Here is an 8,702-nt window from a genome sequence, read left to right as displayed (position 1 = left end):
ATTTACGAATATCCCGGGAATTATTCTTATTACAACGAAAAAAGAGAGCAACGACAAGCCCTTTCTTCTGGTGACTCAGACCAGTCTGAAAAAGAAAAGACAGCTCAATCTAAAAAACGGGAAATTCGACGGATTGAAGCTGAAGCCAGAAACTTCCTTTCCCGGAAAAAAAGAGAAATCCAAAGTCGTTTATTACCGGTTGAAGATGCCATCTCAAAACTTGAAAAGAAAAAATCTGAAAATGAATCTCTCTTGTGTGATCCATCAATATTAACTGATTCAGAAAAAGTTCAAACTTTAATGAAAGAGCTCAAAGAAATCAACGAAGAACTCGCCGTCTTTATGCAAAAATGGGAAACCATAGCCGAAGAAATGGATCAACTCAATACCAAAGAAGAATAAATAAAAAATTTAAAAAGGAGGATTTATGAAACCAATCCAAATTGCAACTTTTAACGTAAATTCAGTCCGGTCCCGCCTTCCAATATTAGAACAGTGGCTTCATAAAAACCCGGTAGAGCTATTAGCCTTACAAGAGACGAAAGTAACCGATGAATTCTTCCCGGTTGACTTTTTTCACGACCTTGGATATCAAATTATCTATCGAGGACAAAAAGCTTACAATGGAGTTGCAGTGGCGACCCGCTTTGAGCCAATCAGGGTTCATTTTGGTTTTAATGATAGTGAGGATCCCCTTGCCGATACCCGTTTGATCCTAATTCAAACACCTCACTTCTTTCTGTTGAATTCATATATTCCTCAAGGAAAATCAATTGACCATCTTGACTACCAATTTAAGATGAGATTTTTTCAAAGAATTCATAATTGGTTCAAAAATGACTTCTCTCTTCAAGATCCTCTAGTTTGGGTTGGCGATATGAACGTGGCGCCAACTGCTATTGATGTGGCTAATCCAGAAGAAAAAAAGAATCACGTTTGCTTCCATGAAGATGTTCGTGAAGTTTATTACCATACCGTCAATTGGGGTTTGATCGATCTTTTTCGTCAATTTAACTCCCAACCGGGTGAATATTCCTTTTGGGACTACCGGGAAAGAAATTCCTTTCGTCTCAATATCGGCTGGAGGCTCGATCATATCCTCTGTACTCCTTCATTGGCAAAATTTGCCGTTGATTGTTATATCGACAAAGAACCTCGAGGATGGGAAAAACCTTCCGATCATACACCGGTCGTCGCCTGTTTACAGTTGAATTGATAAAATTTTCACCCTCATCTCCTTCTTTTCACACTTATCCTTCTTTCCTCTCCCCTGGTGAGAGAGGATTAAGGTGAGGGGGCAACTCTATTTTCCCTACTTTTCAACTGCCAACAAGTGACATGCGAATCCAATACACTGTATATTGTGAATCAATTTTTCTATGCTTTACCAAACAAAAAAGCCCTGGAGAATCTCCAGGGCTTTTCGGGCAAATTAATATTATTCACTCAATTATATTCTTTTAACTTTTGCTGCCTGCGGTCCTTTTGCCCCCTGTTGAACTTCAAACTCTACTGTCTGTCCCTGTTCAAGAGTACGAAAACCGTTACCTTCGATCGCTGAGTAATGAACAAAAACGTCCCCACCCTGATCAGATTCAATAAAACCATAACCCTTTGATGCATTAAACCATTTCACTTTACCAGTTGCCATTTAAACTTAAACCTCCAAAAATTGAAACATGTATTAGCTTTTACAAGCTGTGAAAGGATAGTATCACCTAAAAACCGGATTGTCAATGGAAAATATTCGATTATTTCAATATTTTATATTAATTTATAAAGTTTTTTTTGTATTAAATAATACTTCATTTAGTCTGGTTCCTTCATCGATAAGTTAATTCGCTTTCTTTCCAGGTCAACTCCGATAACAATTACTATTACCTTTTGATGAACCTTCACCACCTCAGCAGGATTTTTAATATATTTCCGGGACAACTGACTAATGTGGACTAAACCATCTTGATGAACACCAATATCCACAAAAGCTCCGAAGGCAGTGATGTTAGTTATCACACCGGGAAGTTTCATTCCAATTTGAAGGTCTTCGATCGAATTTACACCAGGAGCGAATTGAAAGAACTCAAATTGTTGCCGTGGATCCCGTCCTGGTTTAGAAAGCTCAGTTAGTATATCCTGTAAAGTTGGAAGTCCTACTCTATCATTTAGGTAGTGGTTGAGATTAATTTTCTCAGCGAGATCGTTTTTTCCGATCAACTCAATGATAGAAATCTCTAAATCATTAGCTATTTGCTCAATAATAGGATAACTCTCAGGGTGAACAGCGCTGGCATCAAGGGGGTTTTCTCCATCTCGAATTCGCAAGAATCCTGCTGATTGCTCAAATGCCTTAGGACCCAAGCGAGGAACCTTTTTTAAAACATCTCGCGAACGAAAAGGACCGTTTTGGCTTCGGTAATCAACTATCGCCTGGGCTAATTGGGGACCAAGCCCAGAAACATAACTCAACAGCTCTTTGCTGGCGGTATTCACTTCCACCCCAACACTATTCACACAACTCATAACAACATCATCTAAAGATTTTTTGAGTTCAGCTTGATCGACATCATGTTGGTATTGTCCCACGCCAATTGATTTTGGATCAATTTTAACTAGTTCAGCTAAAGGATCCATTAATCTTCTACCAATTGACACTGCTCCTCTTACCGTGACATCCTGGTTAGGAAATTCCTTTCGAGCTACTTCAGATGCAGAATATACCGAGGCGCCACTTTCGTTGACCATAATTATGGGAATTTTTGATAATCCTTCTAAGCTGCGCAGAAAAGCTTCGGTCTCTCTCCCCGCTGTTCCATTCCCAACCGCGATACACTCGATATTAAATTCATGGCACCTCTTTAAAACCAGCTTACTGGCAGACTCAATGTCTTCCTGAGGAGGATGGGGATAGATGGTATCATGTTGCAATAAATTCCCCTGGTTATCGAGACAAACTATCTTACAACCGGTTCGAAACCCAGGATCGATGGCCAATACTCTTTTTTGCCCCAGCGGTGGAAATAATAACAATTGACGAAGGTTTTCGGAAAAGACTTCAATAGCTACTTGATCAGCTCTTTCTTTGCTGATTAACCGGACATCATTTTCTAATGATGGAGCCGTCAACCTTTTATAACAATCCTGGCTGGCTTCCTTTACAATCAACGAAGAAGGATTGGTTCCTTTGACAAAAAAGGATTCCAAGAGCGATAAAGCAATGTCTTCCGGGGGGAGTATCCGAAGAGATAAAATCATCTCTTTTTCGCCTCTTCGAATCGCTAAAAGCCGATGAGATGGTATGCTTTTAACCGGTTCTTTCCAATTAAAATAATCTTGGTATTTTACTCTTTCGGTTTCTTTTCCTTTTATTACCCGGGAACGTATAATCCCTTGAGTCAGGAATAATTCTCGGAGAGCTTTCCGTGCTTCTTGATCTTCATTCATCCACTCCGCCATAATATCTTGCGCACCTTTCAATGCTTCTTCGACTGTTGTTACACCTTTTTCCTGATCCAGGAAGCCTTCGGCTAAAACGGTGGGATCTTCTTCTTCCTGTTTAAAGAGGATTTCAGCTAAAGGTTCCAGGCCTTTTTCCCGGGCTATGGTCGCTCGGGTTCGCCGTTTTGGTCGAAAGGGTAAATAGAGGTCTTCTAACTCGGTTAGGGTTTCAGCTGTTTCCATTTTTTCGCGAATCTCGTCGGTTAGCTGGCCTCTTTCTTCCATGGCACTGAAGATCGCTTCTCTTCTTTTCTCCAATAATATAAGGCGGTCCATTCGGTTTCTTATTTCAGTTATTGCTACTTCGTCTAAGCTTCCAGTTGCCTCTTTCCGATAACGAGCAATAAAGGGAATGGTGGCGTCTTGATTGAGAAGCTCAACAACCGCGCTTACTTGTTTTTCATTTATACTCAGTTCTGCGGCTATTTTCTTGATGTGATCGCTCAACGGTCTTTCCTCCCGGTTTTCAGTAGATTATCGAGTTTCATTTTAACCTAATTATTCATTAATTTCGAAACGAACCTTTTCCAATATGCTGAATAGGAATAATATAATATCAAATACTGTGGAGGATTAGAATTTATGACCAAACAAAGATATTCTCCAATTTCGTTGATTTTTATCGCGATATTCCTATTCACTCATTTCTCGTTCGCTTCTCCCTTGGCTTCAAGCCGGAATCGAAGATTTAACCCGTCCACTCAAAGGATTGAAGCCAATATAGTTGATGTATTAGCTGCCGATGGTAATTTTACCATTTTACTACAACTCATCGATAATGCGGGCTTATTAATTTCTTTAAGAGAAATTAATAATATAACTATTTTTGCTCCAAATAATGACGCTTTTAAAGATTTATCCAAAAATACCTTAGAGGCTCTCTCTAAACCAGAAAACCGTCCCATCCTCACTGCTATTCTCAGCTATCACATGGTTCCTTATCGAATCACCTGGCGTGATCTCCCTGGAAACAAGCTCACCTTGAAAACACTTTTAGAAGGATCAACCATGGTTTTGATGAAAAGCAAAGAAGACCCTAAGGTTTTATTAGCAATAAATGATGCTCCCAGAATGAGTGAAATTAACGCCGAATTTTCTCGCATTGCTTATGAAACGAATAATGGTAATATCTATACCATTGATTCGGTTCTCATACCCTGGAAAGTCCGCTGGTCCCAACTTCAGTAAATAATAATTTAGAATTCCTTCTCCCTTGATGGGAGAAGGTGAGGATGAGGGTGAAAAATTAATCATTGACATATTAATATATTCTGGTACTATTATACCTAAATAGAAAAAATTTAATAAACAACCAATTTAATGGGCAATAAGGGGTGTGATAGCCATGACGGACAAAAGGAATACTGTTCGAAGGAACATTATCAAAATAGATGAGGAAAAATGCAATGGATGCGGTCAATGCGTATTAGCTTGTGCTGAAGGAGCCATTCAAATTATTGACGGAAAGGCTCGTTTGGTTAAAGACAGTTATTGCGATGGCTTAGGCGCTTGTATTGGAGAATGTCCAACTGGTGCTCTGCAAATTGAAGAAAGAATCGCCGAACCCTTTGACGAAAGTCTCCAACCCCAACCTCCTTCCCAGCCTGAACCCCTCCTCGCTTGTGGATGTCCTGGAACTATGGCTCAATCATTAAAGGGGAGTTCATGTCAACAAAAAAAACCTGTAAACTCCTTACCTGTTGAGGAACGTCAATCTCTTTTGGAAAACTGGCCGGTACAATTAATGTTGGTTCCAACCGAAGCACCCTATTTAAAAAATGCTAGCTTAGTCATAGCCGCAGATTGTGTTCCTTGTGCTTATCCGGCTTTTCATGAAAAGTTTTTAGCCGGAAAAGTATTATTAATCGGATGTCCAAAACTTGATAATGCAGATCTTTATGAAGAAAAACTGGCTCAGATATTTCGACAGAACAGAATAAAAGAGTTAGATATTATCTACATGGAAGTTCCTTGTTGCCGTGGTTTAATTCGAACTGTTCAAAATGCTCTCCTTCAATCTGGTGCAAAAGTTCCAATTAAAATGACTCAAATCAGCATTAAGGGAGAAATATTAAAGCAAGAAGAACTAAAGGCCACATCGCTCATAAACAACCAAATGTGCTGTCCATCATCGGTATTTTTTAAATAAGCAGTTAAAGTGCATTCGAGGATAAAAATCCAAGATTCGGTATGCCATGGCATACCGCTACATAAATAGATCCAAATAAATTAAGTTACTTTTAAACCTATCATTAACATTTAAAAAATATTTTTCCTTTATATTATTAAAAAAATAAAAATATGGTATAATGGGATTTGTGCGGATACCGAGAAACTGATTTTTTGCATTTTCTTCTTACGGGATAATCTCTTGAGATGTTATGGGAGGGGTGGAGATGCGAAATTTCCGTTTGATGGCAAAAATGCAAATAGGTTTGTTGATATCCGCACTTTTTTTTACCATATTTCCTCAAGAGATTCTTCTAAAGTCGTCAGATCAACCTCACCGGTAATGACTCTTTTAACCTTTCCTTCTCGGTCAATAAATATATTATGGGGAACCGCAATTACTCCGTAAAGTTTTAACACCTGATTCTCTTGGTCGTGAAGAATTGGATAAGTGATTTGATATTCATCAATAAACTTCACCAGATTCTCCCTGCTATCCATGCGTGGGGCAACCGCTAAAATTTGAAGCTCTTTTGATACATGGTATTTATTAAAGACTTTATTTAAGGATGCGCTTTCAGCTTGGCAGTGAGAACAGGTTGTCAAGAAAAATGTTAACAAAACTGGTTTTCCGGTTAATTTACTTAAAGTAATTTCTTGACCATCCAATGTCATCAGTGTAAAGTCATTGAGCTGAAAATTTTCTAATTGGGTTTGATCTTGAGACCAAACAAATGAAAAACTCCCCAACGGAATGATAAAAAGTAAAACCAACCAAAGGAGCTTGATTATTGTTTTCATCTTCAACACACTCCTTTTTTACATTTTAAGTAATATAACCATTTTACTAACATATCATTCCGTCCAAGTGCTTGGCTAAGAATTGTTCCATCTCTCGGTAAAAATCAAACCGGTTTTCTTCATTTCGAAAACCATGGCCCTCATTTTCTTTAACTATATACTTAACGTCTACCTCTCTATGGCGAAGAGCTTCAACAATTTGATCTGATTCCGCTTTTTTAACTCGTGGATCGTTCGCCCCCTGAGCAACCAGCAAGGGTGCTCGAATTTTATCCGCATGGAACACTGGTGATGCTGACTGGAGTAAATCACGATCTTTTTCCGGATCGCCAATCATTTCGTAAAGCATTTGACGCCCTTGCTCCCAGTAGGGAGGAATGGTTTCTAAAAGGGTAAATATATTGGAAACTCCCACATAATCAATTCCGGCTGCATACAAATCGGGAGTAAAGGTTAAACCAGCTAATACTGCATATCCACCATAAGAACCCCCGTAAATGGCAATCCTTTTGGGATCAGCAATTCCTTTCTGAATCAACCATTTGACTCCATCAGTAATGTCATCCTGCATCTTTCTACCCCATTGTTTAAAACCGGCTTCCCAAAATTTTCTCCCATACCCAGTTGATCCACGAAAATTAACTTGAAAAATCGCATACCCACGATTGGCTAAAAACTGGACTTCAGGATTAAAGCCCCAGACATCTCTTGCCCAAGGACCTCCATGGGGATTTACGACAACTGATAAGTGTTTGGAATCATCAGTTCGAGGGAGAGTCAGATATCCATGAATAACCATACCATCTCTGGCGGAAAAGGTTATTGGTTCCATATCGGCTAAAAATTCTTCCGTTAGCCAGGGACTCACTTCAACTATTTTTTTGAATTCTCCATTATGAAGATCATAGTAATAGTAAGCACCTCGTGATTTATCGCTATAAGTTCTAACCAGGATCTTATCTTCTTCCCGGTTCATGCTGGCTATTGAAATTTCATATCCAGGGAGTTTTTTTTCAAGAAATTGTTGGATTTCTTCCCGTTCTCGATCAAAAAAATAATAATGTAGCTTATCGGTAACATAGGCTACACCGGTTATTTTTTTATTTTTATCTGATGTCAAAAGAACCGATACATCCACTTCCGAATTTTCATAAATCAGTTTTACTTCTTTCCCCAACTGTGGGTCATATTCATATATAGCTTGCAAATCTCGACCTAAATTAGAAGAAACATATAATCGTTGATTATCATAGGTAAATTGAAGCGGAGCAATGGTATCGCGGAAATTGGTGGTAATTAAGCTCCGAAATGGTTGGCCTTCCTGATCCCGATAGAGAAGGCTGGAGTTCACTCCATCGGTCGTCACCGCAACTCGTAATCGACCTTCATGATCGGTCATCCAACCAGAAATATTTCCAGGATTTTCTGCAATGAGGTCCATTTCTCCAGTATAAACATTAACTCGATAAGCATCAAAAAATTGAGGATTCCTTTTGTTAAGACCAATAATAATTTCTTTCTCGTTATCTTTTAAATCATCAATTAATTCAGTACGTACTCCTGGAAAGGGCGTCAATTCTTTTAATTCGGTTCCATCTATATTAACCGCATATAATTTAAAATCTTCATCCCCACCAGTATCTTTTAAATAGGCTATTCGAGAATTATTTGCCCAAAAATAGCCAGCAATATCACGTTCGGTAACTTGAGTTATTTGGACAATCGACCCGTCGGCGATTTGTTCAACATAAATATTCAATCTATTTTTCCAGGGTTGAAGGTAAGATAGATATTTTCCATCGGGAGAAAATTTGAAAGCCGTTTTCTCCGGGTTCCGAAAGAAATTCTCCATTGGTAAACAAGGTACTTTGATATTATTTTTGATCTTTTTATTCATTATTTTTCAGTCCTCCTCAGAAAAAAGAAAAGCTTTTAAAAAGGCATAGACGGTTATTATAATTCAATATCTATTATCCTTTCAACCTTCATGTTTCTATTCTGAAAATACCATCTTATAATTCCCCTCCTTGGAGGGATGACGCCTTACGGCGGGGAGGGTGTCTTTAATCCGTCATCCTGAGCCCTCGCTTTTTGAGGGCGTGAGTATCTTTTCTTTTTATTTTTTCTTTTATTCTTTAATTTTTTTTCTCCCCCTCTCCCATTCTCCCCCTCGCCCCCTCGGCCTTTCAAAAAGATGAGATTGCCACGTCGTCCAACCAAAGTACAGTTGAACTCCT

General features: G+C 38.7%; 8 protein-coding genes. 4 read left to right on the top strand and 4 right to left on the bottom strand.

The genetic code is table 11. The annotated features are described in order from the left end of the window. Both PLK24_RS05295 and xth read left to right on the top strand, forming a co-directional pair. Positions 1-402 (top strand): hypothetical protein (locus tag PLK24_RS05295; protein ID WP_324476995.1); only part of this gene is annotated, 402 nt, incomplete at its 5' end. Between the two features lie 25 nt (positions 403-427). Further along, positions 428-1,216 (top strand): exodeoxyribonuclease III, encoded by a 789-nt coding sequence (xth, locus tag PLK24_RS05290; RefSeq protein WP_324476993.1) that lies wholly within the window; start codon positions 428-430, stop codon positions 1,214-1,216. Positions 1,217-1,450: 234 nt separating this feature from the next. Here xth and PLK24_RS05285 read toward each other — a convergent pair whose 3' ends face one another. Both PLK24_RS05285 and PLK24_RS05280 read right to left on the bottom strand, forming a co-directional pair. Next, complete coding sequence (locus PLK24_RS05285) at positions 1,451-1,651, bottom strand: cold-shock protein (RefSeq protein ID WP_038961595.1); 201 nt, start codon at positions 1,649-1,651, stop codon at positions 1,451-1,453. A 158-nt stretch (positions 1,652-1,809) separates the two neighbouring features. Beyond that, on the bottom strand, positions 1,810-3,942 hold the full coding sequence (locus tag PLK24_RS05280; RefSeq protein WP_324476990.1) for a Tex family protein: 2,133 nt from the start codon (positions 3,940-3,942) through the stop codon (positions 1,810-1,812). A 135-nt stretch (positions 3,943-4,077) separates the two neighbouring features. On the opposite strand from PLK24_RS05280, the gene PLK24_RS05275 reads away from it, so the two are divergent. Further along, entirely contained in the window at positions 4,078-4,683 is a 606-nt protein-coding gene (locus PLK24_RS05275; protein ID WP_324476988.1) for a fasciclin domain-containing protein, read from the top strand. Between the two features lie 157 nt (positions 4,684-4,840). Next, positions 4,841-5,644, top strand: coding sequence for an ATP-binding protein (locus PLK24_RS05270; RefSeq protein WP_324476986.1), 804 nt, complete (start codon positions 4,841-4,843; stop codon positions 5,642-5,644). A gap of 308 nt (positions 5,645-5,952) precedes the next feature. Here PLK24_RS05270 and PLK24_RS05265 read toward each other — a convergent pair whose 3' ends face one another. Then, a complete protein-coding gene (locus PLK24_RS05265) occupies positions 5,953-6,465 on the bottom strand; it encodes a peroxiredoxin family protein (protein ID WP_324476984.1) in 513 nt (170 codons plus the stop codon). Positions 6,466-6,511: 46 nt separating this feature from the next. Then, positions 6,512-8,362 carry a S9 family peptidase gene (locus PLK24_RS05260; RefSeq protein WP_324476982.1) on the bottom strand — a complete coding sequence of 617 codons (1,851 nt, stop codon included), beginning with the start codon at positions 8,360-8,362 and terminating at the stop codon, positions 6,512-6,514. Between the last annotated feature and the right edge of the window lie 340 nt (positions 8,363-8,702).

The sequence above is a fragment of the Atribacter sp. genome (assembly GCF_035418125.1).
In the GTDB taxonomy this organism is placed as follows: Bacteria; Atribacterota; Atribacteria; order Atribacterales; family Atribacteraceae; genus Atribacter; species Atribacter allofermentans.
The sequence above is the reverse complement of the archived record's forward strand: the minus strand, read 5'-3'. Positions and strand labels throughout refer to the sequence as shown.

Coding starts and splice junctions, on each gene's coding strand:
- xth (WP_324476993.1), top strand. CDS start 428: ATGAAACCAATCCAAATTGCAACTTTTAACGTAAATTCAGTCCGGTCC.
- PLK24_RS05285 (WP_038961595.1), bottom strand. CDS start 1,651: ATGGCAACTGGTAAAGTGAAATGGTTTAATGCATCAAAGGGTTATGGT.
- PLK24_RS05275 (WP_324476988.1), top strand. CDS start 4,078: ATGACCAAACAAAGATATTCTCCAATTTCGTTGATTTTTATCGCGATA.
- PLK24_RS05270 (WP_324476986.1), top strand. CDS start 4,841: ATGACGGACAAAAGGAATACTGTTCGAAGGAACATTATCAAAATAGAT.
- PLK24_RS05265 (WP_324476984.1), bottom strand. CDS start 6,465: ATGAAAACAATAATCAAGCTCCTTTGGTTGGTTTTACTTTTTATCATT.
- PLK24_RS05260 (WP_324476982.1), bottom strand. CDS start 8,362: ATGAATAAAAAGATCAAAAATAATATCAAAGTACCTTGTTTACCAATG.